Below are 25,042 nucleotides of genomic sequence, written 5' to 3' on the forward strand. Positions count from 1 at the left end.
CCGCACACTCCGACCGCACACGCGGACGGACGTACGTACGCGAAGAGCCCCGGCACCTCAGGCGCCGGGGCTCTCCCCGTGTCCGGACCGCCACGACCGGTCAGCCGTGGCGGTACACCGGCGTCACGCGTACCGGTAGATCGCGCTGACGTCCTCCAGTTGCTCCGGCGTCACGTCCCACGGCGGCATCCGCTCCTGCCGTGCCACGACCCGCCCCTCCTGGTCGTCGCCCGCGCCCGGCGGCTTCGCCGGAAGGTAGCGGGCGCCGCGGTGCCTGCTCTGCCAGCGCGACCACTGCAGGTCGACGAAGGCGTGGTGCAGCCAGAACACCGGGTCGTTGACGGACGCGCCGCCGAGCATCACGCCCCCGACCCACTTGTGGACCCGGTTGTGGTTGCGCCAGGACGCGCTGCCCGACCCGGTGCCCCATCCTTCGAGCCGGTTGCGGAACCCCGTGCGGCAGGTCGAGTCCCAGGGCGAGATGTCGTAGACCGGATCGGCGAGCGCTCCGTCCAGGTCGCTCTTCGTCGGCAGCGCGATCGGGGCGCCGGCCCGGCCCAAGTCCCTTGTGAGGTACGGCTCGTCGGTGATGTTCTCGGTGATCTTCCACTTGCCCGCCGCGTAGGCGAACGGCCCGGTCGTCACCTGGTGGTCGGAGCGCCGCCCGGTGCCGCCGAGCAGGTCCTTGGTCCAGGGCGTGGCGGTCGCGCTGCGCTCGCGCGTCCAGTCCCAATAGGGCACCGTCACCGAGGAGTCGACCCGGCGCAGCGCCCGCTCCAGGTCCAGCAGGAACTGCCGGTGCCAGGGCAGGAAGGAGGGCGCCATGTGCGCGGAGCGCAGTCCGTACTCCCCGTCCGGCACGAAGTACTCGATGTGCGTGCGCACGAACTCGTCGTACTCGCCCCGCCGTTTGACCTCCAGCAGCGCCGCCACGAACCGCCGCCTCTCGGCGCTCGTGAGTGTGCTGACGTCCTTACGCGTGTACGCCATGGTCTCCCCCCATGTGCATCTGCTCCATCGGCCCGTCCGCCTCGCGCAACTCCCGGCCGGGGCTCAGTTCGTCGACGGCCGCGCGGGTCGCCTCCAGGGCGGTGGGATACGACCGGTAGTGGTCGACCATGCTCAGCCAGGTGCCGTCCGCGCGCCGCATCAGATGCAGCGGCCGGCCGTCCACCGTGACCTGCCACCCGTCCTTCAGCACACCGTGGATACGGCGGCCCCGGTACGTCTCGTCGAAGGCGGTGTCCCCGGGGTCCTCGCCGGAGCGCGTGGGCCGCGAGGCCGCGACGACGGGCACGAGGGCCACGGCCAGCACGGCACCGAACACCCCGCGCAACGCCTCCCGCCGCGTCCTGCGCACCGCACCGGGTCTGACCGGCTCCCGGCCCACGGGTACTCCACCGACGCTCACGCTCATGGCCCAACTCCCTCGTCCGTACGGTTCGTTCGAGGGGCTAACCGTCCGGTGGCCCGTGCGGTCACCGTCCGGAAGGCCATGACAAACGGAAGGGCCCGGGTCGCACCACCCGGGCCCTCATCCGTTCCGGCCCTACGGCCGCCTTCGTTCTTCCCGCGCTACGGCCTAGAGGCCGGCGCCCGTGACCAGGTCCGCGCCCGGCACGGTCTGCAGCACCGGGGCCAGGACGCCCAGTTGGGGCGCCTTCAGGTCCGGGAGGCCGAAGTTGTCGGGGTTGGGCGGGGTCAGCGGCACGTCCAGCGCCAGGCCCGGGGCCATCGTGCGCAGGTCGGAGGCCGGCGTGCTGACGCCGACGTGGTCGAAGCCGTCGCCGAGGACGTGCGGCAGCGGAGCTCGCAGGCCGAGGCCGGGCAGCCCGCCGTGGACCGGGAGTTGGGGCACGGCCCGCTCCGGGATGAGCCGGCCCTCGACGTACCGCGGGCCCTCGGGCGAGCCCGGCATGGGCACGGGCACCTCCCCGCCCAGCTTGGGGAGTTCCATGCCGAGGGCACTCTCCGCACCCTCAAGCGGCACGGGCACGGGGACCGTGCCGATCGCGGCGGCGGGGGTCGCGACGGCGGCGCCGGTCGCGGCCGCCACGGCCGTGATGACGGCGGCGATGGTTCCTCGGGTGGTCGACTTCATGGAGTGCGGTCCCTTTCGGAATTCGGAGGCTCTGCGTGCTGACCGGGTAACGAGGCCGGGCAGCGCATCAGTTCAAGATTCCCCCGGGTGCCGTAGTAGTCAGCTTTCCGGAATTCCCGCCGACGGGCCGGGATCCGCTTCCCGTCAGCGGGCCGGAACCGGCAATTCCCGCCCGCTGTCCGGTCGTTCAGCCGCGCAGGCTGCGGGCGGGCAGGATGATGTGCGCGGCGGCGTTGAGGGTGTCCTCGGAGCCGGCGAACTCGGCCAGCGCCTCGGGGGTGACGGGCTTGCCCGGCTCGGCCTCGGGCCAGGGGCGGGTGGTGAACACGAGGTAGGCGAAGCCGCGTTCGCCGACCGCCGCGAGCCACTCGGGCGGCGGCACGCACTGGGCGTTGAGCTGCGGCATGTTGAGGACGGCCTGCCCGGACTCGACGAGCATCGTGATCGGCAGGCTGGGCTTGGTGGCGCCGTCGACGACGTTGCCGCCGACCGGGAGCCCGTTGTCGGTCAGCAGCCGTTCCACGGCGGCGCTGGCGGCCTCGGGGCCGTCCGCGGCGTCGCCCAGGGTGTAGGCGAGGAGATAGGGCATGTCCCCGTCGGGGGCCTCGCCGCTCCACGCCAGGACGACGAGGGTGCCGAGGTCGGCGACGCGGAAGGGGCGCGTTTCGCTTGAGGTTGAGGTCACCGCGCGACCTTATCGACGGGCCGGAAGGCCACCGGCCGCGTTCTCACCCGTCCGGCCGATGGCGCGGGCACCCCGCCACACGAACGAGGGACGCCTCGCGACGCCCCTCGAACACCACCGGCGGGACTCAGCTCTGCAGCGGCAGACCGCCGAGGAGCGGGTTGTGCTGGTTCAGCGCGGCGGTCGCACCCTTGAGGGTGTTGAGCGCGGAGCCCTTGTTCTCGGTGTCGAGCGCGTCCGACTGGTGCTGGAGCGGCATCACGTCGGCGGGCTGGAGCTGACCACTGGTGAGGGTGTTGACGGCGCCGGTGAGGCTGGTGGGCGTCACGTCGGCGGGGCTGTAGGCGAACGCGGGCGCGGCGGCACCGGCGATGGCGAGGGACCCGGCAACGACAGCGGCAGCCTTCAGGGACTTCATCGTGTTCCTTTCTTCGGCAACTCATGTCACCAGAGCGAATTCTGTCGCCGTGTGTAACGAGTTCCGGCCGGGGCGGAAACCCCGTGCGCAGAAACTTTCTGCTGCCCACCCGAATGCGGCGTGTGTCTCATCGGCGTTTCCCATCCTCATATGAAAAGGCCGTACAGCGGAAAAGGCCGCCGGGCCGACCCCCGGAAAGGGACCGACCCGACGGCCGTTCTGCGACTGCTCTACGGCTGTTCTACGACTGCTCTACGGCTGCTCGCGTCAGACGCCGGGAACCGCCGGCACCGCGGGCACCGCCGGAAGCGCGGGCACCGCCGGAAGCGCGGACGTCGACGGCAACGACGGCAGCGCGGGCAGACCGGGCAGGCTCGGTGCGGGCAGACCGCCGCCGAGCAGCGTGGCCGCGACCACGTTGACGAGGCCGGTCACGACACCGGTGACCGCCGGGACGACGCCGGCGACATCGCCGGAGGTGACCGCCGCGAGCAGCGTGGTGACCGCCTTCTGCAGGGAGGCGAGGGCGTCACCGGCGAGGTCGGCGGGCGCCTTGGAGTCGTCGGCGCTCTTGAGCGAGGGCAGCGCGGGCACGGCGGGAACCGCGGGCGCGGCGGGCACGGCAGGCGCCGCGGGGACCGCCGGAACCGCCGGTGCGGCCGGGACCGCCGCGGTGATCTTGGCGACGGCCGCGGTGACGGCGTCGCCCAGCGACTTCGCCTGGTCGGCGGAGAGCTGGCCGTTGTCGGCCTTGAGCGCCTGCTTCAGCAGGTCGGTGACGGGGGTGAGCACGCTGCCGAGGTCGCCGAGGCTCTTGACCGGGGCGAGCAGGGTGTCGGCGTTGGGGACCGGCGCGCTCGACGCGGCGTGGACGTGCTTCCGCGCCGAGTCGTTGTCGGCGGCGACGGCCGCGGGGCCGGCGATCCCGATCAGGACGGTGGCACAGAGCACGGAGGACGCGACGCGCCGTGCGGGCAGACCACGCATGGGTGTTTCCTTTCGGTGGTGCTTCGGATCTTGAGCCCACCGTGAAAGCGCTCACCACCATCTGCAACCGGTCGGACGCGTCGGGTGACCGTCCGTCAGCCGTACGGTCGACGTCGTGCCTGGTGAGGGCCATGTCAAGACCGAAGCGCCGGACCGGGACCGCTACCGCCCATTCGGGGCAACACCGCCGAACGCCGACCGGCCGTCCCCCCGTGGAGACCCCACGGGAGAACGGCCGGACGAAGTGATGCGCGCGGACGTCAGCCGTTGACGCAGGTGTTGCCGAAGGCCGGGTTCAGCAGGCCGATCACGTTGATGGTGTTGCCACAGACGTTGACCGGGATGTGGACCGGAACCTGGACGACGTTGCCGGACAGCACGCCCGGGGAGTGGGCGGCCGCGCCGTGCGCGTCGCTGTCGGCGGCGGCGATGCCGGCGGTGCCCGCCATGGCGGCGGCGGCAACGGAGGTCAGGACCAGGCCCTTCGCGATACGCGACATGGAGAGGTGCTCCTTGGGGTTGAAACAAACATCCGGGCGGGGATGCCCGGCGCTGTGTCAACGCGCGGCACCCAAAGGGGTTGTGCCGCCAATGGGGTGATCTCCCAGAGGGCCCAACTTCACCATTCCGACACACTTGTTGCGTTTCGACGGATTAATCCGGACAGCCACTACAGTTGCGCACCTCCCGAAGTACCCCTATAGCCATCACATCGCACATAGGGGCCGTACTTCCCGAAAGGGCACCTCCGGTCATGCGCAATTCCCTGGGTCCATTGCTGCGCCGGGCGTCGACGGGCGCTCTCGCCCTCGTCACGATCTGGGCCCCGGCCGCCTCCGGAGCACCCGCCCCGCCCGCCGAGGCGACGCGCGTCCCCTTCGCCCAGCGCTTTTCCGCGCTCCAGCACGGCGGCATCGTCCGCGCGGCCAACACCTCCGTCAACTGCCGTACGAACTCGGCCGCGTGCCCGGCCGTACGAGAAGGACAGGCGGCGGTCAACAGCGACTTCGACATGTTCTACGTCGACGTCGACAGCGACCCGAACACCTACAACTCCTCCCGCGCGGAGGTCCGGCTGCCCGAGGGCGCCCGGGCCACGTACGCGCGCCTGTACTGGGGCGGCAACCTCCGCGTCGGCGAGCAGAAGCCGCCCAAGGACAACGGTCGGGTGCTGATCGCGGAGCCCGGCGGCGACTACAAGGCGGTGCTCGCGGACACGGTCGTCGGACACCGGGTGGCGGGCGGCGCGGACGCGTTCCAGGCGTCTGCGGACGTCACCGAGCTGGTCCGGGAGAGTGGTTCGGGCCTCTACACCGTGGCCCAGATCAACACGGCGATGGGCAGGTCCGCGGCCGGTGCCTGGGGCGGCTGGACGCTCGTCGTGGCGTACGAGAAGCCGCAGGAGCCGCTGCGCCGGCTGGAGCTGTGGGACGGCTTCGGCGCGCTGGACTCCCGTACCGGCGCGGAGATCCGGATGCGCGGGGTGCGTGTGCCCGCGCACGCCGGGGGACGCGCGGGCGTGGTGGCGTACGACGGGGATCGCGGCCGCACCGGGGATTCGCTCACCCTCTCGACCGGTCGTACGAACGCCACCGCGCTCGGTGACGGCGCCAACCCCCGTGACGACGTGCTGAATTCCACGATCAGCGACCCGGCGGCGGCGCCTTCGGAGCGTGCGCCCGCGTATGCGAACACGCTCGGCTACGACTCCGATGTGTTCGATCTCGGCAAGGCGCTGCGTCCCGGCGGTGACCAGCTGGCCTTCCGGCTCGTTTCCCACCGGGACGCGGCGTGGTTCGGGGCGCTCTTCGTCGCCGTCGACGCCCAGCAGTGAGGCGCGTTCCCGCCCGCAGTCCCGAGCGCCACCCGTGAGCGAGGAAACCGCGCAATGCACCAGCCAGCAACCGACACTCGGCCACGGGTCCTGCACCTCGCCCAGCCCGTGGACGCCGGGGTCGCCCGTGTCGTCATCGATCTGACGCGGGCCCAGCTCGCGTCCGGCCTGCACGTCACGGTCGCCTGCCCCGCCGGCGGCAGCCTCGCGGACGGGGTCCGGGCGCTCGGCGCCGACGTACGCCGGTGGGAGGCGACCCGGTCGCCCGGACCGGCGCTCGTCTCCGAGGTACGGCGGCTCGCCCGGGTGGTCGCGGAGGTGCGGCCCGATCTCGTGCACGCGCACAGCGCGAAGGCCGGTCTGGCCGGACGTCTTGCCGTGCGGGGGCGGATCCCGACCGTGTTCCAGCCGCACGCCTGGTCGTTCGAGGCGGTCGGCGGGGTCACCGCCGCGCTCGCCGTCGGCTGGGAGCGCTGGGGCGCGCGGTGGGCCACCCGGACGGTGTGCGTGAGCGAGGCGGAGCGTACGACCGGGCTGCGGGCCGGGGTCCGGGGCCGCTGGAGCGTGATCCCCAACGGGATCGACACCGAGCGCTTCCACCCCGCGGCCGTGGACACCGTACGGGCCGGCATCGAGCAGCTCGCCGGGGTCGATCCGGCGGCGCCGCTGGTGGTGTGCGTGGGGCGGCTGTGCCGGCAGAAGGGCCAGGACGTCTTGCTGACGGCGTGGGACGAGGTGGTCCGGCGGGTGCCGAAGGCCCGGCTGGTGCTCGTCGGCGACGGCCCCGACCGGGCCGCACTACGCCAACTCGCCCCGGATTCCGTGCTGTTCGCGGGTGCCGTCCCCGATGCCGTGCCCTGGTACCAGGCCGCCGACCTGGTGGTCCTGCCCTCGCGCTGGGAGGGCATGGCGCTCGCCCCGCTGGAGGCGATGGCCTGCGGGCGACCCGTCGTCGTCACCGATGTCGCGGGCGCCCGCGAGAGCCTGCCCCCCGCTCTCGCCCCGCACGCCGGAGAGGCGCGCCGGTGTCGAGAGCCCGAGCGCGCGGAGGCGCGAAGCGCTGAGCACGGTCGGGCTCTCGACACCGGCTTGAGCGCCTCGGAGGCGGGCCAATGGAAGAGGTGCCTGGTCCCGGCCGAGAACCCGGCGGTGCTGTCCGGGGCCGTCGCCGAGCTGCTGCTCGACCCGCTGCTGCGCGAGTCCCTCGGCCACCAGGGACGCCGGTACGTCCAGTCCACGCACGACGTGCGGCACTCCGCCGAGGCGGTCGCGGAGGTCTATCGCGATCTCCTCGGCGGCAAACCCGTCGTGCCCACCGAGTGCAGGGAGTCCATCCACTCGTGACTGCGGAAAGCACCGTCCCCTCCCCCGGCGGACAGCCACGGGACCACGGATTCTCGAACGTCTCGGTCATCCCACGCCGCACCGGCGGCGGTTTCCGGTTCCCGGTCCGCCGCCCGCCCGCGCGGCCGACCTCCCCGTTGCCGCTGCTCGGCGCGGATCTCACCGCCGCGCTGGTGGGCGCCCTCGCGCTCACCGGCGGTCAGCGCAGACCGCTGCTGGTGGCCCTGCTGATCGCCGGGTCGATACTGCTGCGCCCGCAGCTGCCCCGGGCCGTACCGCGCGTCCTCGACGAACTGCCCGCCGTCTGCGGCCGGATCGCCGTCGCCTGGCTCGCCCTCGGCACCCTCACCGCGGCCTACGCCCCCGACCGCGCGCTCTCCCCGCGTACCCTGCTCCTGGGCTTCGCCCTTCAGTCGGCGGCGAGTTGCGTGGCCCGCGGCGCGGTGCACCGGCGCCGCCGCAAGGCACTCGTCAACCACCCCCGCACCGCCCTGGTGATCGGCCCGGCGGCGACCGCGCAACGCGTGGCGGCGGCGGTGCTACGGCATCCGAAGTGCGGGATCGAGCCGGTCGGCATCGTCGCCGAACACCCGGACGGCTCCGAGGGGTTGCCGGTCCTGACCACCGGCGAGGAGGTCGAGCGGGCCCTCATCCAGAACGGCGTCCGCGCCGTCCTCACCGTGCATCCCTCGGTACGGTCCGAACGCGGGCCGCTGCTACGGGCGTTGGCGGAGTCGGGCTGCGCGGTCTGGGAGGTCGACGCCGACTCCCCCTCGTACGAGATGCGCGACCAGCTCGCCGGATTCGCCTGCCGCAGGCTGGAGTTGGGGTCGCGCCACCCCGGCAGCTTCGGCAAGCGGGCCCTGGACGTACTGGCGTCCGGCGCCCTGCTCCTCCTGGTCAGCCCCTTGCTGCTGGTGTGCGCGATGGTCCTCCGTCTCACCGACGGGCGCGGTGTCGTCTTCCACCAGGAGCGCATCGGCAAGGACGGGCGCCCCTTCACCCTGCTGAAGTTCCGCACGCACCGCCCGGTCGACGAGCACGAGGCGGCGACCCGCTGGAACATCGCGCGCGAGCCGCAGATGAGCCGCTTCTGCCGCTTCCTGCGCCAGACCTCGCTGGACGAACTGCTCCAGCTCTGGAACGTGTTCCGGGGCGACATGAGCCTGGTCGGCCCGCGCCCCGAACGCCCGTACTTCGTCGCGCAGTTCAGCCAGACCTACCCCGGTTACGCGGCCCGCCACCGGATGCAGACCGGCATCACCGGCCTCGCCCAGATCCACGGGCTGCGCGGCGACACCTCGATCGAGGACCGCTGCCGGTTCGACAACGCGTACATCGACAACTGGTCGCTGTGGCAGGACATCTGCATCCTGGCCCGCACGGTGACCGCGCTCGTACGTCCGACCGGGAGCTGAGCCGTGAACCACCGAGTCCGCATGAACGCCCCTGTCCCGCCCGTACGTCCGACGGGGAGCTGAACCGTGCCGCGCCGCGTCCGCATGTTCGCCCCCGTCCTCCCGGTCATCGCCGTGATCGCCCTGCTCGGCCTGCCGCTCACCCCGGGCGAGGGCGGCGCCGGCCCAGCCGACGCGGTCTCCGGCCTCGTCGTGCTGTACTGCGGCATCCGGCTCCTCCGCGACCGCAGCCGCCCCCTGACCCCAACTGCCGTAGCGGTCATGGGACTTCCGGTCCTGGGCCTGTCGATCGCCGCGATGGGCGCGTCCACACCGGGCGCGGGCCTGAGCGGCCTGGGCCGCTACCTCCAGATCTTCGTACTGGTCCCCGCGGCAGTCGTCCTCCTGATCCGCGACCGCCGCGACTTCCGCCTCCTGGCCTGGTCGTTCGTGTCCCTCGCGCTGTGGCAGGGGGCGATCGGCGTCAAGCAGTACGTCACCGCGACCGGCGCCTCGTACCAGGGCGAGGACATCCGCGCGGTGGGCACCTTCGGCCCGACCGACGTGATGGGCATGGCGACGGTCGTCTCCTTCGGCCTGATCTGCGCGCTGGCCCTGGCCCTGGGCCGAAATGACGCACGGCAGAAGGCAGTTGCCGCCGCCTGCGCCTTCGCCCTGCTGATCCCCCTGGCCCTCTCCTTCAGCCGAGGCGCGTGGATCGCGACGGCGGCGACCTGCGCGATCCAACTGGCCCTGGCCGGCCTGCGCCGCGCCCTGAAGGTGGTCGCGGCGGTAGCAGCGGCGGGCGTGGTCCTCGTCGGCGGCTTCGGCGTCGGTACGGCGATGCTCCAGGAGCGCATCGACAGCATCACCCAAGTCACCGACGCCCCCGACCAGTCGGTGATCGACCGCTACACGATGTGGGCGGCGGCGACGGCGATGTGGCGCGAACACCCGCTGACCGGCGTCGGCTTAAAGGGCTTCCCCGAACACCGGGACGGCAACGCCTCGTTGGCATTGTCCTCAGGCAGCGACACGGAGGGCGCAGGCGCCGCCTTCCTCAAACAACCTCTCCTCTCCCCCCACAACATGTACCTCCTGGTCCTCAGCGAACAGGGCCTCCTCGGCCTCCTCACCCTGGCAGGCAGCTGGCTGGCCCTTCTGGTCTGCGCGCTGCGGGGCCTGATCCGGGTCCACCGCACCAAACTCCCGGGTCTGGACTGCGCGTTGGTCTCCACCGGTCTCCTCATCTGGCAACTGATCGACTTCATGTACGCGGACATCGGCGGCCCGTCAACGGTCCTGACGGCGGTGGTCTTCGGCTTGGTGGCGTGGTGGTCACTGGTGGGAGCGAACGAGGAGAAGCGGCCTACGGCGGCAGCTCCGGTGCAGGTGGCCCACCCAGAGGCCGTGCCCCAATGACGGTAAAGCCTCCAACACAGCCCAGCACCAACCCCCTAAAGGGGCGCGGGGAACTGCGCGCCCAGCCCCAACGGCGCGGCACCCAAACAACAACCGACACGCCCCCCCTGCTGCCCCCAGCCCGCACCTCCGAAGACACCCCGGCCCCAGAATCCCGCGGCTTTCTGGCCAAAGCCGCCCTGATCACCGCCGTCCTCTCCCTCACCGGCTCCCTCCTGGGCCTCGCCAGAGACCAGGCCCTGGCCCGCCTCTTCGGCGCCGGCAGCGAAACAGACGCCTTCCTCATCGCCTGGACGATCCCGGAATTCGCCGCCACCCTCCTGATCGAGGACGGCCTCGCCTTCGCCCTGATCCCGGCCTTCAGCATGGCCCTGGCCCGCAGAGCCCAAGGCGCCCCCGGCGACCCGGTCCGCTCCCTGGTCGCCACCACCCTCCCCCGCCTGACCCTGGCCTTCATCGCGGTATCGGCCCTGCTCATCGGCACAGCCCCCTACCTGGTCGAAGCCCTGGCCCCCGGCCTGCCGAACCCCGCCCTGGCCATCAGCTGCACCCGCCTCACCGCCACCTGCGTCCTCAGCTTCGGCCTCGCCGGCTACTGCAGCGCGGCCCTCCGCGCCCACCGCCGCTTCGTAGCCCCGGCGGCGATCTACGTGGCGTACAACATCGGCATCATCGCCGGGATGTACGCCTTCGGCGCCCACTGGGGCGTCCGCTCGGCGGCCCTCGGCGTGGCCGGCGGCGGCGTCCTGATGGTGCTGACCCAACTCCCCGCGCTGTGGCGGCAGTTGACGAGCCACAAGCCCACCACCCCGGACGCGGGCCCCGCCGAGGCCCGCCCGATGAACCTCGCCCTGATGGCCACCGTGCTGCTCTTCGCGCTGTGCCGCCAGTCCCAGGTCCTCATCGAGCGCTTCCTCGCCTCGCACCTCCCCGCCGGCGCCATCTCGCATCTGAACTACGCGCAGAAGGTCGCCCAGATGCCGATGGTGCTCTCGCTGATGCTGTGCACGGTCACCTTCCCGGTGGTCGCGCGGGCACTGGCCGAGGGCGACACGGAGAAGGCCCGCGACCGCGTGGAGCGCGACCTCGCCCTCGCCGCCTGTCTGGTGCTGCTCGGCGCCGCCGTGGTGATCGCCTGCGCCCCGCAGATCATCCAACTCCTCTTCCAGCGCGGCGCGTTCACCGTCCACGACACCGCCGCCACGGCGGGCGTGATGCGCGTGTACGCCTTCGGGCTGCTCGGCCAGACCCTGGTCGGCGTCCTGGTCCGCTCCTACTTCTCGGCGGGCCGCCCCACCTGGTACCCGGTCGGCGCGATGGCCGCCGGCATCGTCGTGACCACCTGGATCGGCGTCTGGACGGTCGGCCCCTGGGGCGTCATCGGTATCGCCGTCGCCAACGCCACCGGCATCACCTTCACCGCCCTGCTCCTGCTCTACGGGTCGGGCCCGCGCAGTGTCCCGCTCCGCACCCGGCAGGTCCTGATCGAGCTGAGCCGGCCGGTGCGCGCGGCCGTGGTCGCGACGATCGCGGGGGCGTTCGTCGCCCACGCGCTGCCCTCGCCGCTGCTCGGTCTCACCGTCGGCTGCACGACCGTCACCGTCGTCTTCGTCCTGCTCGGCTGGGCCCTGGGCGCCCAGGGCTTCGCACCCGCACTGGAATCCGTACGCTCGATCACACGAAGGCTCATCCATGGCCGCTCCCGTTGATTCCCCGACCACCGGCAGACGCGTCACGGGCCCGGTCCCGTGGGTGGCGATGTACCACTCCGTGGGCGACTGCTCCGACGACCCCTATCGCATCACGGTCACCCCCGACCGCCTTGAGCAGCAGCTGAGTTGGCTGCGCCGACGTGGTCTGCGGGGCGTGTCCATGGCCGACCTGCTGGCCGCCCGCGCCCGGGGCGAGGGCCACGGCCTGGTCGGTCTCACCTTCGACGACGGCTACGCCGACTTCGTCACCAACGCCCTTCCCCTGCTGGCCCGTCGGGACTGCGGCGCCACCCTCTTCGTCCTCCCCGGCAGGCTCGGCGGCGACAACGCCTGGGACCCACAGGGCCCGCGCAAACCCCTCCTCACCGCCGACGGCATCCGCCGAGCGGCCGCCGAGGGCGTGGAGATCGGCTCCCACGGCCTGACCCACGTCGACCTGACCAAGGCGGACGACGCCACCCTGCGCGCCGAGGTCGCCGAAAGCCGTTCCCGGCTAAAGGAGTTGGTCAACTCCCCCGTCGACGGCTTCTGTTACCCCTACGGCACGATCGACGCCCGCGCCATGGACGCCGTCCGCGAGGCCGGTTACGCCTACGCCTGCGCCATCGACCCCGGCGACCTCAACGGCCCGCACGCCCTCCCCCGCGTCCACATCGGCCAGAACGACACCGCCGTACGCCTCTTCCTCAAGTACCGGCTGCACCGCCTGCGCCGGCGTCCGGTGGAGGGGCTCGCATGAGGGCCCTGCACATCATCACCGGGCTCGGCGTCGGCGGCGCCGAGCAGCAACTGCGGCTGCTGATCCGGCACTTGCCGGTCGACTGCGACGTCGTGACGCTCACCAACCCGGGCGCGGTCGCCGACGGCCTGACCGCCGACGGGGTACGCGTCCTCCACCTCGGCATGACCGGCAACCGCGACCTCGCCGCCCTCCCCCGTCTGGTCGGAATCATCCGCACCGGCCGCTACGACCTCGTCCACACCCACCTCTACCGCGCCTGCGTCTACGGCCGGCTCGCCGCCCGGATCGCGGGCGTGAAGGCGGTCGTCGCCACCGAACACTCCCTGGGCGACTCGCAGATGGAGGGCCGGGACCTCAGCACCGGGGTCCGCGCCCTGTACCTCGCCAGCGAGCGCCTGGGCCGCTCCACGGTCGCCGTCTCCCCCACGGTCGCCGAACGCCTGAAGCGCTGGGGCGTGCCGGGCCCGCGCATCGAAGTGGTCCCGAACGGCATCGACCTGGCCCGCTTCCGCTTCGACCCGGCGCAGCGCCTGCGCACCCGACAGCGGCTCGGCCTGCCCGAGGGCGCGTACGTCGTCGGCGGCATCGGCCGCCTCGCCGCCGGGAAACGCTTCGACGTCCTGGTCCGCGCCCTGGCCCAACTCCCGGACGACTACTGGCTGTTGCTGGTAGGCGGCGGCACCGAGGAGAACCTCCTGCGCCGTACGGCCCACGACTACGGGGTCGCCGACCGGGTGCTGTTCACCGGCGAACGCCCCTACACACCCGACGGCTCACCGGGCCCCGACCTGCCCTCCCTCACCGCCGCGATGGACCTGCTCGCGTCACCGTCCCCCGAGGAGGCCTTCGGTCTGGCGGTCGTAGAGGGTCTGGCGTCCGGGCTGCCCGTGCTCTACGCCTCCTGTCCCGCCATCGAGGACCTCCCCCCGCAGGCCGCGTCCGGCGCCCGGCGGGTGCAGGGCGGCCCCGAGGTCTTCGCCCGCGCGCTGGCGGCGGCCCGCGCGCGGGGCCCGCGTCCGCGCACCGCACCGGACGCCGCCCACCACTACTGCATCACCCGCAGCGCCGCCCAACTCATGGACGTGTACGCGGCCGCGGTCTCCACCTCGTCGCCGTCCTCCGCACCCCAGGGAGCCAGTTCCTCATGACCGAGATCCGACAGCACCTCCCCCTCAGCCGCGCGAAAGCCCTCCCGGCCTGGTCCCTCCTCGCGGCCGGCGCCGTGACCGGCGGCCTGCTCGGCGGCGCTTACGGCGTCGTCAAGACCCCGACGTACACGGCCACCAGCTACGTCATCGCCGTCCCCACCGACAAGGCCGACTCCTCGACCGCGCTCGGTTTCGCGCAGGCCTACGGCCGGGTCGCCACGCAGCTCGCGGTGCTCGGGGACGCGCAGGTGTGGGCGGGGGTGCCGGTGAAGACGCTCCAGTCGAGCGTGCAGACGGCGACCTCGCCGGACGCTCCGATGGTCGCCGTCACGGCCACCTCCTCGCGCGCCGACCTCGCCGCCGACATGGCCAACGCCGTGTCCCGCTCGCTGACCGTGCACGCGAACGACGCGAAGGCCGCGACCCACGTCGAACTCCAGACCTTCGCCCGCGCCATCAAGCCCGCCGCGCCCACCTCGGCCTCGGCCGCGGTGACCGGCCTGGTCGGCGCGAGCGCGGGCGGTCTCCTCGGCGGCCTGCTGCTGCTCGTCCGGCCGCGCCGGACCACCGAGGAGACCGGCCGTCCCGCCTCCGTGCCCAGCCCGGCCACCGCGGCCGACGTGCTGTGACACCGGTGTACTCGACCGAACTCGTCACCGACGCCCAGGAGTTCGCCGAACTGGCCCCGGCCTGGGGCCGGTTGTACCAGAAGTGCGGCGCGGCGACCCCGTTCCAGTCGCACGCCTGGCTGCACTCCTGGTGGCTGTCGTACGGCCGAACGGGCCGTCTGCGCCTGCTCGTTGTCCGCGACGGCCGCGAACTCGTCGCCGCCGCACCCCTGATGCTCGTACGCAGCCCGGTGCCCTCGCTGGTCCCGCTCGGCGGCGCGATCTCCGACTACGGCGACGTCCTGCTGGACGACGACCACGGCGACCCGGCCGTCGCCGCGCTCACCGAGGGCCTCGCGTCCGCCGCCCGCACCGCGCTGATCGACTTCCGCGAGGTGCGCCCCGGCGGCGCGGTCGAGCGCGTCTACGACCGCTGGCGCGGCCCCCGCCGCCGCGTCCACGACTCGCTGTGCCTGGAGCTGCCCGCCGTACCGATGGACGAACTGGTCGCCCGTCTCCCCTCCTCCAAGGCCCAGCGCGTCCGCGCCAAGCTCCGCAAGCTGACCGCGCTCGGCGTCGAGCGTCACGTCGTACAGCCGGACGGGGTGGACTCGGCGCTACGGCGGCTGCTGGAACTGCACGAACTCCAGTGGCAGGGACGGAAGGTGACGTCCGAACATCTGCAGACCCGGTTCTGCGAGCACCTGGTGCGCTCGGTCGGGCCGATGGTGCGCTCCGGGGACGCCGTCGTCACCGAGTTCCGGCTCGACGAGGACGTGGTCGCCGTAGACCTGACGCTGTTGTCGCGGCGGCTCGCGGGCGGTTATCTCTACGGCGCGCATCCGCGGCTGCGGGAGCGGAAGGCGGATGTGGCGGTGATGCTGCTCGACGCGTGCGCCGAGCACACCGGCGCCGAGGAGCCGCGCACGCTGAGCCTGCTGCGCGGGGACGAGCCGTACAAGCATCACTGGCGGCCCGAACCGGTCCTCAACCAGCGGCTGTTGCTGGCCCGGCGGCGTACGGCGCCGCTGATGGGGGCGGTCGTCTGCGATGTCGCCGCGCGCCGGCGGGGCAAGGTGCTGGTGCGGAAGTGGAAGGAACGCGGTGGCGACGGACCGTGAACGGCCCGCCGCCACCTCCGGTTCAGCGGTCGCGCTGCCACCAGTCGAACTTCACGCACAGCTTCCCGCCGAGCCAGTACTCCACCCAGTCGCCCAGCTCGACCGGCGAGCAGTTGGCCGGGTGCGCCGGGGTGGGCGGTGCGGTGGGTGCGGTCGGCTTGGCCGGCTCCGGGGTGACCGGGGTCGTGGGCGCCGTGGGCGTCACGGGTGTCGTAGGCGCGGTCGGGGTCGTGGTCGGGTCCTCGGTGCGGCCGAACAGGACCGAGCGGTAGACCTGGGACGACTTCGGGTTCTCGGAGCACTGCCACACACCGTGCGGGCAGTAGTCGGTCACCGTGTTGTACAGCGGCTTGTGCTCGTCCATCCAGGCGAGCATGCGCTTCATGTACTCCGCGTTGTCGCCGTTACGGAAGAGTCCCCATTCAGGATAGGAAATGGGCTTGCCGTGGGATTTGGCGAAGTCCACATGTGCCTGGAGTCCGTAGGGCTCTTTCACCTGTTCGTCGAACGTCAGCCCGGAAGGCTGGTCGTACGAATCCATTCCGACGATGTCGACCGTGTCGTCCCCCGGATAGCACTGCGTCCAGGGAACGGCGTCCCGGCCACGGGTCGGATCGAAGTCGAACCGGAATTTCTGGCCCGGCACCGAACGCATCGTGGTGACGATCCTGTTCCAGTACTTCTTCCAGGCCTCCGGATCCGGCCCGCAACGAGAGGTGTACGTGGTGCCGTTCATCTCCCAGCCGAGCACGATCACCGTGTCCGGCACCTTCAGGTCGACCAGCCGCTCGGCGAGGGCCTTGAAGTGCTGATCGAACTGACCGGCCGCGCCCTGCTGGAGCAGCTGCCGCACCTGCCAGTCGGACACGCCGTCCTCGTTGTGCTCCTGCATCGGCACGTTGAGGACGAGCATCCGGTCGGACTTCTCGGTACGCCAGTCCGCCCACACGTCGAGGAGACCGGGGGCGCCCTCGATGTCGCTCCAGTGATTGCCGGGCAGGTAGGTGTGGCCGACGCGCAGTTCGGCACCGCCCAGCCAGCTGCTGAGCGCCGCCATCCGGGCCACACCCCGGGCCCCGGAGTCGAGGAAGGCCCCGAACGCGGGGGCCTGCTTGGGCTCGGGGGTCTGCTTCGGCTCCGGGGTCTTGGTGGGTTCCACGACGGCCGGGGTGGTCGCGGGAGCAGGCGGATCGGTGACCCGCGTCACCCCCGCCGCGAACCCGGGACCCGACGCGAAAGCCGCCGACGCGGCGACCGTGGCCGCGACGAAGGCCAGCCGGGCGGTTCGGGACCGTCGCTGCTGTGGGGCCATGCCTGCTCCTCTCTCCACTCTCGTACTCCGTTCCGACTTTGCTTTTCCTTCTACTGACACTCAGTCATATGAATATGAATTACGCCACCGCCGTTACGGCTTCCGAGTTCCTCTATCGCCCGCACGGGTGAACCGACCGAAGGAAACAGTCCGTGTCGCTGCTCGACATCCGTGTCCCCGCAGTTCTGTTGCGGATCGACCGGAATCCCTTTCACCACGGAACGCTGGGTGCCGTGCGTTCGCTGGGCCGGGCGGGAGTGGAGGTGCATGTGGTCGCCGATTCCGCCGGAAGTCCCGTACGCAGCTCCCGCTTTGTCTGCCAGATGCATCCCCCGCCGGCGCCCGGCGCGTCTCCCGGCGAGATCGCCGGCACGCTCCGCCGGGTCGCGGCGCGGATCGCGCGTCCCGCCGTACTGATCCCGATGGACGACGCGAGCGCCGTCGCGGTCGGCCGCCTCGGCGATGAACTCGCGCCCTCCTATCTGCTGCCGCAGCAGCCCGGCGCGCTGTCCGAACGGGTCGCGGACAAGGCCGAACTGGCCGCCGTGTGCGCGGGCGCGGACATCCCGCACCCGGTGACGCTGATCCCGGAGAGCCCGGCGCAGGCCGCGAGCGCCGCCTGGCAGCTGGGGCTGCCGGTGGTCGCGAAGTGGAGCCGGCCCTGGCTGGTGCCGGCCGGGACCGGGCTGCGCAGCACGGTGGTGGTGCACAGCGCGCAGGAGGCGCGCGAGCTGTTCCTGCGCGCCGACGAGGCGGGCAGTCAACTGCTGTTGCAGGCGTTCCTCCCGTCCGGGCCCGACCGCGACTGGTTCTTCCACGGGTACGCCGACCGGTCCGGCGCCGTACGCGGCGGCGGGTCCGGTCGCAAGCAGCGGGCCTGGCCGCGCGGCGCGGGGCTGACGGCGGTGGGCCGCTGGACGCCCAACCCGCAGGTGCGGGCGCTGGCCGAGCGGCTCACCGCCTCGCTCGGCTACCGGGGCATCTTCGACCTGGACTTCCGCCGCTGCGGCTCGACCGGCCGCTATCACCTCCTCGACTTCAACCCGCGGCCCGGCGCCCAGTTCCGGCTCTTCGCCGACTCCGCGGGCCTGGACGTCGTCCGCGCCCTGCACCTGGATCTGACCCACCGTCCGCTGCCGGACGGGTCGCCGCGGCCGGGGCGGACGTTCGTGGTGGAGAACTACGCGCCGCTCAGCGCGCTGCGCCCGGTGCTCGGCGGACGCGAGCTGGCCTGGCACGCGCCGGACGACCCGGGGCCGGGCCGCGCGATGTGGGGGCTGTGGGGCCTGCATGTGCTGCGCAAGGTGCGGGAGCGGCTGGGCGGGACGCCCCCGGCGGCGCGTACGGCGGAGGTGCGGGTGGTCCGGCAGGCGGGCGAGAGTCACCCCAACGGGCCCGTCGAGCCGGCCGAGTTGAGCAAGTTGACCGAGTTGAGCGATGACGAGAAAGCGAGCAGCTGCTGATGTACGACCTGCTGGTGGTGGGCGCCGGCCCGTACGGCCTGTCCATCGCGTCCCACGCCGCGGCCGCGGGGCTGAACCTGCGCGTCTTCGGCCGGCCGATGGCGTCCTGGCGCGACCACATGCCCCGGGGCATGTTCCTCAAGTCGGAGCCCTGGGCCTCCAACCTGTCGGACCCTGAGGGCCGTTGGCCGCTCGACGTGTACTGCGCGGGCCAGGGCGTGGAGGCCCGGCACGGGGAGCCGATCCCGGTCGAGATGTTCGCCTCGTACGGCCTGTGGTTCGCGCGCAACGCCGTCCCGGAGGTCGACGAGCGGACGGTGGAGCGGATCGCGCCGGTGCCGGGCGGCTTCGAGGCGGTGACCGACGACGGCACGGTGCTGCACGCCCGGACCGTCGCGCTCGCGGTGGGCGTCATGCCGTTCGTCGAAATCCCGTCCGCGCTACGGGGGTTGGGCCGGACCCTCGTCTCGCACAGCAGCCATCACAGCACGCTGGACGACTTCCGCGGCAAGGACGTCACGGTGATCGGCGGCGGCCAGGCGGCACTGGAGACGGCGGCCCTGCTCGCCGAACAGGGCACTCGGGTAAGGGTGTTGGCACGCGCCGACGAACTCTCCTGGAACGACGTGCCGCCGGCCTGGGAGCGCCCGTGGTGGCAGTCGGCCCGCTCCCCGCACAGCGGCCTGGGCCCGGGCTGGCGCAACTGGTTCTACTCGGAGCGCCCCGACCTCTTCCGCCGCCTCCCGGAGTCGACCCGGGCCGGGATCGCGGCCAACGCCCTTGGCCCGGCGGGTGCTTGGTGGGTGCGGGACCGGGTCGAACCGGCGGTGGAGGTGCTGCTCGGCCACGAAGTCGCGGCGGCCGACATGGTGCCGGGCGGGGTCCGCCTGGAGACGGTGAGCCGGGCGGGCGGTACACGGATCCTGGACACCGAACACGTCATCGCGGCAACGGGGTTCAAGGCGACGGCCAACCGACTCGGGCTGCTCTCCAGCGAGTTGAGGGGTTCCCTGACCGCGGTCGCCGACGGCTCCCCGGAAATCGGCCGGGACTTCGAGTCCTCGCACCCCGGCCTCTTCATGGCGGGCCTGGTGACGGCCTCGGGCTTCGGCCCGGCGATGCGCTTCGTGCACGGCGCCACGTACACGGCGGGCGCGCTGGTGCGGGGAGTCGAACGCCGGCTGCGCTCGGAGCCGCGCGGCGGCATGATCCCGGCACCGGGACGACGGAGCACGCCGGCCTTCGTACGGCGCTGACGGCGAGGGCGACGCAGGTGTGCCGGGCGGTGACGTCCGGCACCCCGTGCGTATTACCTACGGGACGCGGCTCGGCCTCGTCGGTAGAGGATCATGCCACCCGCGATCAACGCGGCACTGGCACCGGACGTGGCCAGCATGGCCTCACTGCCGGTGTGCGCCAGAACGGGCGGCGGGGTGTGCTCCCCACCGCTGGGCGGCGGCGTGTGGTGCCCGCCGGTGGGAGGCGGCGTGTGGTGCCCGCCGGTGGGAGGCGGCGGCGTGTGGTGCCCACCCGTGGGCGGCGGGGTGTGATGCCCACCGGTCGGAGGCGGGGTGTGGTGTCCGCCCGTGGGAGGGGGCGGCGTGTGGTGCCCGCCCGTGGGGGGAGGCGGCGTGTGGTGCCCACCCGTAGGAGGGGGCGGGGTGTGGTGTCCGCCGGTCGGAGGCGGCGGGGTGTGGTGGTGCCCACCCGAAGGCGGCGGGGTGTGGTGGTGCCCACCCGAAGGCGGCGGCGTGTGGTGGTGCCCACCCGTCGGGGGCGGCGTGTGGTGGTGCCCACCCGTCGGGGGCGGCGTGTGGTGGTGCCCACCCGTCGGGGGCGGCGTGTGGTGGTGGCCGCCGGTCGGAGGCGGAGGCGTCTCCTCGCAGTCGTCCGGAGTGCCGTGGCCCGAGTCACCGGAGCCGTAGCCCGAATCGCCGGAGCCGTAGCCGGAGTGATCGCCGGAGCCGTACCCGGAGTCGTCTCCGTAGCCGTGACCGTGACCGTGACCGTAGCCCTGGCCGTAGTAGTGACCGCGGCCATAACCCGAGCCGTAGCCGTAGTCATCGCCCGAGTCGTCGTCGGAGTCCCCGTACGACGGCTCGGTCCACCGGTCGTGGCCGACGTGCTCACCACCGTGCCGGTGCTCGCCCTTGGCGCCGGCGCATCCGTTGCCGAACGTCGGGTTGAGCCCGGACACCCCGTCGGCGGTGTTGCCACAGGCGTTGACCGGTACGTCGACCGGGACCTGGAGGCTGTTGCCGGACAGGACGCCCGGCGAATCCTTGGCAGCGCCGCCGGTGTACGAATCGGCCAGGGCGGGGCTGCCGCACAGGGACAGAATGCTCGTCGCGGCGGCCGCCGCGACCATTCCCTTACCCAGGGTCTGTCGCAATCTCGTTGTCTTCCTGCTTGAAGTGGGAAAAGCCGGCCTTGGAAACCTGTCCAAGGCCGGCCATGACACAGCCGGAACGGCTGGTGCGTTACGTCGTCAGTCGTTGACGCACGTGTTGCCGAACGCCGGGTTCAGCAGGCCGATCACGTCGATCGAGTTGCCGCACACGTTGACGGGGATGTGCACGGGAACCTGGACCACGTTGCCCGAGAGGACACCCGGCGAACCGACGGCCGCACCCTCGGCACCCGCGTCGGCGAAGGCCGGGGCGGCCATACCGAGAGCCATGATCGCACCAGCGACAACAGCAGCGCTCTTCTTCATGAACGTTCCCTTCTCTGCGGTCATGCCCACCATGACCTGCAGCCTGTAAAACGAGGGATAGACGCAGGAAGAAACTCAAGAACGCGTGTCACCTGACAATTCACTCGATCGTCCGCACCGAATTGACGCGATGGCCGCACGGATGCAGAAACGCTTCTCTTCAAGGGAAGTCAGGAAGCGGACGGCTATGCGAAACGACCGGGGCGGCCCCCACGGAGATTTCCGTACGGGCCGCCCCGGCCGCTTTATTGACGGACGGTCAGCTGCCGATCGCGCCGTTGCCCGACAGCACCGGGATGTTGTCCGCGAGGTGCGACAGCGGCTCGTCACCCTTGGCCTGGGTGGAGTTCTCGGCGCACTGCTGGTTCTGCGGGGCCGAGAGGACCGGCACGTCCTGGAGGACGGTGACCGGCACCAGTACGCCCACGATCGAGGCCGCGTTGGCCTTGACCGGCACGCCGAGGCACAGCTTGTTCAGGGCGCCCTGGGCGACCGAGAGCTGGGGGCTCATGTCGCCGGTCGTCTTGGCGTTGCCATAGGCCTGCTCGGCACCGTTCCCGTTGACCGTGGTGACGCCGTTGTCGTTGCCGATGGCCAGCGCCTGCGGGGCGGCCGTCGCCGAGACGCCGACGACGGAAGCCGCGACAGCCGTCGCAGCCATTGCCTTCTTGAGCATTTCTGCGGTCCTTTCCTGGCAGAGACACAATTCCTGCTCCCCCATCAACAGAGGTCGGCCGGATTGGTTGCGTGGCTTCACCCGGTTGGATTCATCTGGGCCATTGGAGTGAATCGGAGCAACCATGCGGCCCGGCGCCAGTTGTTCAGGTCGCTCCGGTGGACGGGGTTACTCCAGAAGGGACCACGCAAGTGATCAAGAAGGTTATGGCTGCTGCGGCTGTCGCCGCTTCCGTCGTCGGAGCCTCGGCTGCCGTCGCCGCCCCAGCGATGGCGATCGGTAACGACAACGGCGTCACCACGGCGAACGGCAACGGCGCCGAGCAGGTCTACGGCAACCAGGCCACGTACGGCAACATGAGCCCCCAGATGGCGCTCATCCAGGGCTCGCTGAACAAGCCCTGCATCGGCCTGCCGGCCAAGGCGAACCTGGCCTCGCTGGTCGGCCTCGTGCCGGTCACCGTCGCGCAGGACGTGCCGATCCTCTCCGCGCCGCAGAACCAGCAGTGCACCGAGAACTCGACCCAGGCGAAGGGCGACGAGCCGCTGTCGCACATCCTGGACAACATCCCGGTCCTGTCGGGCAACGGCGCTGCGGGCAGCTGACCTCGCGGACGTGCACAGCGGGCCGCCGATCGCTCGGCGGCCCGTTGGCTTGCCTCGCCGGGACGCGCGGAAGGCGGCCGAGGAGTTCGGGAAGCTGCGCGCGGCCCGTCCGCTGGTCCCCCCGCGGACAGCAACCTCTGCCGAGCGACCCGCCGCGGATCATCCAGCGCGTCCCCGGGCGGGGAAGCCAACTTGCTTACACGCGAGCCGACTTATTGCTCCATACGGGGCAAAGGCCGCAACCAAACCAGTCTTCGCTCAGTTGATCATTGCGCGGCTCCGCAACGGGAGTCCGTCCTCCGAAAGGGTTTGAACATGAAGAAGCTGTGGGCGACCGCGGCTGTTGCCGCCTCCCTCGCCGGTGCCACCGCCGCTGTCGCCACCCCGGCGATGGCGATCGGCAACGACGACGGTGTCACCACCACCCAGGGCAACGGCGCCGTGCAGAAGTACGGCAACCAGGAGACCAAGGGCGACATGAGCCCCCAGCTCTCCCTCGTTCAGGGCAGCCTGAACAAGCCCTGTGTCGGCCTGCCCGCCAAGGTCAACGCCGCCTCGCTGGTCGGCCTCGTGCCGGTCACCGTTCTGCAGGACGTGCCGATCCTCTCGGCCCCGCAGAACCAGCAGTGCACCGAGAACTCCACCCAGGCCAAGGGCGACGAGCCGCTGTCGCACATCCTGGACAACATCCCGGTCCTGTCGGGCAACGGCGCCGTGGGCAGCTGACCTCAGCACCACGCACCACAAGAAGCGGGCCGCCGAGCACATCGGCGGCCCGCTTCTTGCTATGTCCGTTTCGGTTTCGCGTACAGGGCCTCGATGTCCTCCGCGTACGCCGCCGTCACCACGTGCCGCTTGAGTTTCAGGGACGGGGTGAGGAGGCCGTTGTCCTCGGTGAACTCGCCCTCGATCAGGGCGAAGGCGCGGATGGACTCGGCGCGGGAGACGGCCTCGTTGGCATGGTCGACGGCCTTCTGGACGTCGGCGCGCAGGCGTGGGTCCTCGACCAGGTCGGCCAGTGGGGTGTCGGCCGGGAGTCCGCGGACCGCGAGCCAGTGGGCGAGGGCCTCGGGGTCGAGGGTGATCAGGGCCGCGACGTAGGGGCGGTTGTCGCCGACGACCAGGCACTGGCCGACCGGGGCGCGGCTGCGCAGGCGGTCCTCCAGGACGGCCGGGGAGACGTTCTTGCCGCCGTTGGTGACGAGGATGTCCTTCTTGCGGCCGGTGATGGTGAGGTACCCGTCCTCGTCGAGGGCGCCCAGGTCCCCGGTCGCGAACCAGTCGTCCCGCAGTACGGCGTCGGTGGCCGCCGGGTTGTTCCAGTACGCGCCGAAGACCACCCCGCCCTTGATGAGCACCTCGCCGTCGTCGGCGATGCGGATCGTGGTGCCGGGCACCGGGAGGCCGACCGTGCCGGGGCGGGGCCGCAGGGGCGGGACGACGGTGGCGGCGGCGGTCGTCTCGGTGAGGCCGTAGCCCTCGTAGACGATGATTCCGGCGGCGGAGAAGAAGAGGTTGAGGTCGCGGTCGAGCGGGGAGCCGCCGCTGATCGCATAGCGCAGGCGACCGCCGAGTTCCTTGCGGATACGGCGGTACACCAGCAGGTCGTAGAGGGCCCACGCGGCGTAGAGGGCGGGGCCGGGGCCCTTGCCGGTGCCGAGGAACTTGTTGAGGTAGGCCTCGCCGAAGCGGACGGCGATGCGGTCGGCGCGGTCGAAGGAGGCGGCGCGGCCCATCTTCTCGGCGGTCGCACGGCCGGCGTCGTGGATCTTCTCGAAGAGGTACGGGACGCCGACCAGGAACGTGGGCCTGAACTCCTTCAGCGCCGGGCGGAGTTCGTCGGGCTTGATGCTCGGGCAGTGGCCGGTCTCGATGCGGGCCATCAGGCAGGCGATCTGGAGGGTGCGGCCCATGATGTGCGCCAGCGGGAGGAACAGGAGCGTCGAGGCGACCTGGCCGGTGACCTCCGTGAAGAGGGGGTGCAGCAGCTCGACCATGTTGGCCGCCTCGGCGTGCAGGTTCGCGTGGGTGAGCACGCAGCCCTTGGGGCGTCCGGTGGTACCGGAGGTGTAGCAGATCGTCGCGATCGTGTCCGGGGTGAGGGACGCGCGGCGCTTGGTGATCTCGTCGTCGGGCAACTCCTCCCCCAGAGCGGTGAGTTCGGCCATGGCTCCGGCGTCCAGCTGCCAGACGCGCGGGGGTTGGGGGTGGCGGGCCGTGCCGGTGGTGACGGTGCCGGTGTTCTCGGCGGTCTCCGTGACGACGAAGCGGGTGCCCGAGTCCCTGACGATCCACTCCACTTGGTCCGCCGACGAGGTGGCGTAGATCGGTACGGTCTGGCCGCCGGCCGCCCAGATCGCGAAGTCGAGGACCGTCCACTCGTAGCGGGTGCGGGACATCACCGCGACCCGGCCGCCCGGTTCGAGGCCTGCGGCTATCAACCCCTTTGCCACGGCGGTGACTTCGTGGGCGAAGGCGGTCGCGGTGACGGGGTGCCAGGTGCCGGCCTGTTCGCGGCGGAGGACCACGGTGTCGGGGGCCTCCGCCGCGTTGGTGAACGGGAGGTCGGCGGTGCTGCCGGTCGTCGGGCGCGCGGCGAGCGGCAGCGTGCCCGCCTCCCGTACGACGCCCCGCTCGTCCCGGGTGAGTTCGACCCGGGTGCGGGCCGCCAGGTCGGTGCGTTGCCGCGCCCGCTTCAGGTCCTTGCGTACGCCCATGACGACTCCCGGTCGACGGTGACTGGGAGGTCAA

25 protein-coding genes are annotated in these 25,042 nt (G+C 71.9%); 13 read left to right on the top strand and 12 right to left on the bottom strand.

The annotated features are described in order from the left end of the window. Positions 1–123 precede the first annotated feature (123 nt). The 7 genes from OG407_RS19495 to chpG all read right to left on the bottom strand — a co-directional run bounded on the left by OG407_RS19495 (position 124) and on the right by chpG (position 4,691). Complete coding sequence (locus OG407_RS19495) at positions 124–990, bottom strand: tyrosinase family protein (protein WP_405859687.1); 867 nt, start codon at positions 988–990, stop codon at positions 124–126. Then, positions 974–1,417, bottom strand: a complete 444-nt coding sequence (locus tag OG407_RS19500; protein ID WP_405859689.1) for a tyrosinase family oxidase copper chaperone — start codon at positions 1,415–1,417, stop codon at positions 974–976. The genes OG407_RS19495 and OG407_RS19500 overlap by 17 nt, the downstream gene beginning before the upstream one ends. A gap of 165 nt (positions 1,418–1,582) precedes the next feature. Next, positions 1,583–2,101, bottom strand: a complete 519-nt coding sequence (locus OG407_RS19505) for a hypothetical protein (RefSeq protein ID WP_033284546.1) — start codon at positions 2,099–2,101, stop codon at positions 1,583–1,585. A 187-nt stretch (positions 2,102–2,288) separates the two neighbouring features. Continuing rightward, positions 2,289–2,786: a DUF5949 family protein gene (locus tag OG407_RS19510; protein WP_405859691.1), complete on the bottom strand. Its 498-nt coding sequence runs from the start codon at positions 2,784–2,786 to the stop codon at positions 2,289–2,291. 127 nt (positions 2,787–2,913) lie between these two features. Further along, positions 2,914–3,204, bottom strand: a complete 291-nt coding sequence (locus OG407_RS19515) for a hypothetical protein (RefSeq protein ID WP_033284544.1) — start codon at positions 3,202–3,204, stop codon at positions 2,914–2,916. Between the two features lie 267 nt (positions 3,205–3,471). Next, positions 3,472–4,191, bottom strand: coding sequence for a hypothetical protein (locus OG407_RS19520; RefSeq protein WP_405859693.1), 720 nt, complete (start codon positions 4,189–4,191; stop codon positions 3,472–3,474). A 260-nt stretch (positions 4,192–4,451) separates the two neighbouring features. Continuing rightward, positions 4,452–4,691, bottom strand: a complete 240-nt coding sequence (gene chpG / locus OG407_RS19525; protein WP_405859695.1) for a chaplin ChpG — start codon at positions 4,689–4,691, stop codon at positions 4,452–4,454. A gap of 254 nt (positions 4,692–4,945) precedes the next feature. Between chpG and OG407_RS19530 the strand changes: the two genes are divergently transcribed. The 9 genes from OG407_RS19530 (at position 4,946) to OG407_RS19570 (ending at position 15,519) form a co-directional block, all read left to right on the top strand. Next, positions 4,946–6,025 carry a DUF3344 domain-containing protein gene (locus tag OG407_RS19530; protein WP_405859697.1) on the top strand — a complete coding sequence of 360 codons (1,080 nt, stop codon included), beginning with the start codon at positions 4,946–4,948 and terminating at the stop codon, positions 6,023–6,025. A gap of 54 nt (positions 6,026–6,079) precedes the next feature. Next, on the top strand, positions 6,080–7,369 hold the full coding sequence (locus OG407_RS19535; protein ID WP_405859699.1) for a glycosyltransferase: 1,290 nt from the start codon (positions 6,080–6,082) through the stop codon (positions 7,367–7,369). Further along, entirely contained in the window at positions 7,366–8,787 is a 1,422-nt protein-coding gene (locus OG407_RS19540; RefSeq protein WP_405859701.1) for an exopolysaccharide biosynthesis polyprenyl glycosylphosphotransferase, read from the top strand. Before OG407_RS19535 ends, OG407_RS19540 begins: the two co-directional genes overlap by 4 nt. A gap of 84 nt (positions 8,788–8,871) precedes the next feature. Continuing rightward, on the top strand, positions 8,872–10,188 hold the full coding sequence (locus OG407_RS19545; protein WP_405868497.1) for an O-antigen ligase family protein: 1,317 nt from the start codon (positions 8,872–8,874) through the stop codon (positions 10,186–10,188). Beyond that, a complete protein-coding gene (gene murJ, locus OG407_RS19550) occupies positions 10,185–11,897 on the top strand; it encodes a murein biosynthesis integral membrane protein MurJ (RefSeq protein WP_405859703.1) in 1,713 nt (570 codons plus the stop codon). Before OG407_RS19545 ends, murJ begins: the two co-directional genes overlap by 4 nt. Beyond that, complete coding sequence (locus tag OG407_RS19555) at positions 11,881–12,639, top strand: polysaccharide deacetylase family protein (protein ID WP_405859705.1); 759 nt, start codon at positions 11,881–11,883, stop codon at positions 12,637–12,639. Before murJ ends, OG407_RS19555 begins: the two co-directional genes overlap by 17 nt. Further along, a complete protein-coding gene (locus tag OG407_RS19560; protein ID WP_405859707.1) occupies positions 12,636–13,790 on the top strand; it encodes a glycosyltransferase in 1,155 nt (384 codons plus the stop codon). The genes OG407_RS19555 and OG407_RS19560 overlap by 4 nt, the downstream gene beginning before the upstream one ends. Beyond that, complete coding sequence (locus tag OG407_RS19565; RefSeq protein ID WP_403588203.1) at positions 13,787–14,419, top strand: lipopolysaccharide biosynthesis protein; 633 nt, start codon at positions 13,787–13,789, stop codon at positions 14,417–14,419. The genes OG407_RS19560 and OG407_RS19565 overlap by 4 nt, the downstream gene beginning before the upstream one ends. Beyond that, a complete protein-coding gene (locus OG407_RS19570) occupies positions 14,416–15,519 on the top strand; it encodes a GNAT family N-acetyltransferase (protein ID WP_405859709.1) in 1,104 nt (367 codons plus the stop codon). Before OG407_RS19565 ends, OG407_RS19570 begins: the two co-directional genes overlap by 4 nt. 22 nt (positions 15,520–15,541) lie before the next feature. On the opposite strand, the gene OG407_RS19575 is transcribed toward OG407_RS19570, so the two are convergent. After that, positions 15,542–16,831 (bottom strand): glycoside hydrolase family 26 protein, encoded by a 1,290-nt coding sequence (locus tag OG407_RS19575; RefSeq protein WP_405859711.1) that lies wholly within the window; start codon positions 16,829–16,831, stop codon positions 15,542–15,544. Between the two features lie 152 nt (positions 16,832–16,983). Between OG407_RS19575 and OG407_RS19580 the strand changes: the two genes are divergently transcribed. Together OG407_RS19580 and OG407_RS19585 are read left to right on the top strand one after the other, a co-directional pair. Continuing rightward, complete coding sequence (locus OG407_RS19580) at positions 16,984–18,294, top strand: ATP-grasp domain-containing protein (RefSeq protein WP_405859713.1); 1,311 nt, start codon at positions 16,984–16,986, stop codon at positions 18,292–18,294. Continuing rightward, on the top strand, positions 18,294–19,550 hold the full coding sequence (locus tag OG407_RS19585; protein WP_405859715.1) for an NAD(P)-binding domain-containing protein: 1,257 nt from the start codon (positions 18,294–18,296) through the stop codon (positions 19,548–19,550). The genes OG407_RS19580 and OG407_RS19585 overlap by 1 nt, the downstream gene beginning before the upstream one ends. Positions 19,551–19,603: 53 nt before the next feature. On the opposite strand, the gene OG407_RS19590 is transcribed toward OG407_RS19585, so the two are convergent. From OG407_RS19590 to OG407_RS19600, 3 genes are all read right to left on the bottom strand, one after another. Beyond that, on the bottom strand, positions 19,604–20,686 hold the full coding sequence (locus tag OG407_RS19590; protein WP_405859717.1) for a chaplin family protein: 1,083 nt from the start codon (positions 20,684–20,686) through the stop codon (positions 19,604–19,606). A 96-nt stretch (positions 20,687–20,782) separates the two neighbouring features. Beyond that, positions 20,783–21,010 carry a chaplin ChpD gene (gene chpD / locus OG407_RS19595; RefSeq protein WP_033284615.1) on the bottom strand — a complete coding sequence of 76 codons (228 nt, stop codon included), beginning with the start codon at positions 21,008–21,010 and terminating at the stop codon, positions 20,783–20,785. Between the two features lie 259 nt (positions 21,011–21,269). Then, on the bottom strand, positions 21,270–21,686 hold the full coding sequence (locus OG407_RS19600; RefSeq protein ID WP_328683252.1) for a rodlin: 417 nt from the start codon (positions 21,684–21,686) through the stop codon (positions 21,270–21,272). A 191-nt stretch (positions 21,687–21,877) separates the two neighbouring features. On the opposite strand from OG407_RS19600, the gene OG407_RS19605 reads away from it, so the two are divergent. Both OG407_RS19605 and OG407_RS19610 read left to right on the top strand, forming a co-directional pair. Then, positions 21,878–22,291 (top strand): rodlin, encoded by a 414-nt coding sequence (locus OG407_RS19605; RefSeq protein WP_019056498.1) that lies wholly within the window; start codon positions 21,878–21,880, stop codon positions 22,289–22,291. A gap of 315 nt (positions 22,292–22,606) precedes the next feature. After that, a complete protein-coding gene (locus tag OG407_RS19610; RefSeq protein WP_365300600.1) occupies positions 22,607–23,017 on the top strand; it encodes a rodlin in 411 nt (136 codons plus the stop codon). A gap of 59 nt (positions 23,018–23,076) precedes the next feature. On the opposite strand, the gene OG407_RS19615 is transcribed toward OG407_RS19610, so the two are convergent. Further along, positions 23,077–25,008 carry an AMP-dependent synthetase/ligase gene (locus OG407_RS19615; protein ID WP_405859720.1) on the bottom strand — a complete coding sequence of 644 codons (1,932 nt, stop codon included), beginning with the start codon at positions 25,006–25,008 and terminating at the stop codon, positions 23,077–23,079. Positions 25,009–25,042 lie beyond the last annotated feature (34 nt).

Origin of the sequence: Streptomyces sp. NBC_01515, from assembly GCF_045040345.1 — a bacterium.
GTDB lineage: Bacteria > Actinomycetota > Actinomycetes > Streptomycetales > Streptomycetaceae > Streptomyces.

Excerpts from the sequence above, each read along its gene's own strand:
- OG407_RS19495 (WP_405859687.1), bottom strand. The coding sequence starts at position 990 with ATGGCGTACACGCGTAAGGACGTCAGCACACTCACGAGCGCCGAGAGG.
- OG407_RS19500 (WP_405859689.1), bottom strand. The coding sequence starts at position 1,417 with ATGAGCGTGAGCGTCGGTGGAGTACCCGTGGGCCGGGAGCCGGTCAGA.
- OG407_RS19505 (WP_033284546.1), bottom strand. The coding sequence starts at position 2,101 with ATGAAGTCGACCACCCGAGGAACCATCGCCGCCGTCATCACGGCCGTG.
- OG407_RS19515 (WP_033284544.1), bottom strand. The coding sequence starts at position 3,204 with ATGAAGTCCCTGAAGGCTGCCGCTGTCGTTGCCGGGTCCCTCGCCATC.
- OG407_RS19520 (WP_405859693.1), bottom strand. The coding sequence starts at position 4,191 with ATGCGTGGTCTGCCCGCACGGCGCGTCGCGTCCTCCGTGCTCTGTGCC.
- chpG (WP_405859695.1), bottom strand. The coding sequence starts at position 4,691 with ATGTCGCGTATCGCGAAGGGCCTGGTCCTGACCTCCGTTGCCGCCGCC.
- OG407_RS19530 (WP_405859697.1), top strand. The coding sequence starts at position 4,946 with ATGCGCAATTCCCTGGGTCCATTGCTGCGCCGGGCGTCGACGGGCGCT.
- OG407_RS19535 (WP_405859699.1), top strand. The coding sequence starts at position 6,080 with ATGCACCAGCCAGCAACCGACACTCGGCCACGGGTCCTGCACCTCGCC.
- OG407_RS19545 (WP_405868497.1), top strand. The coding sequence starts at position 8,872 with ATGTTCGCCCCCGTCCTCCCGGTCATCGCCGTGATCGCCCTGCTCGGC.
- murJ (WP_405859703.1), top strand. The coding sequence starts at position 10,185 with ATGACGGTAAAGCCTCCAACACAGCCCAGCACCAACCCCCTAAAGGGG.
- OG407_RS19555 (WP_405859705.1), top strand. The coding sequence starts at position 11,881 with ATGGCCGCTCCCGTTGATTCCCCGACCACCGGCAGACGCGTCACGGGC.
- OG407_RS19560 (WP_405859707.1), top strand. The coding sequence starts at position 12,636 with ATGAGGGCCCTGCACATCATCACCGGGCTCGGCGTCGGCGGCGCCGAG.
- OG407_RS19565 (WP_403588203.1), top strand. The coding sequence starts at position 13,787 with ATGACCGAGATCCGACAGCACCTCCCCCTCAGCCGCGCGAAAGCCCTC.
- OG407_RS19575 (WP_405859711.1), bottom strand. The coding sequence starts at position 16,831 with ATGGCCCCACAGCAGCGACGGTCCCGAACCGCCCGGCTGGCCTTCGTC.
- OG407_RS19585 (WP_405859715.1), top strand. The coding sequence starts at position 18,294 with ATGTACGACCTGCTGGTGGTGGGCGCCGGCCCGTACGGCCTGTCCATC.
- chpD (WP_033284615.1), bottom strand. The coding sequence starts at position 21,010 with ATGAAGAAGAGCGCTGCTGTTGTCGCTGGTGCGATCATGGCTCTCGGT.
- OG407_RS19600 (WP_328683252.1), bottom strand. The coding sequence starts at position 21,686 with ATGCTCAAGAAGGCAATGGCTGCGACGGCTGTCGCGGCTTCCGTCGTC.
- OG407_RS19610 (WP_365300600.1), top strand. The coding sequence starts at position 22,607 with ATGAAGAAGCTGTGGGCGACCGCGGCTGTTGCCGCCTCCCTCGCCGGT.
- OG407_RS19615 (WP_405859720.1), bottom strand. The coding sequence starts at position 25,008 with ATGGGCGTACGCAAGGACCTGAAGCGGGCGCGGCAACGCACCGACCTG.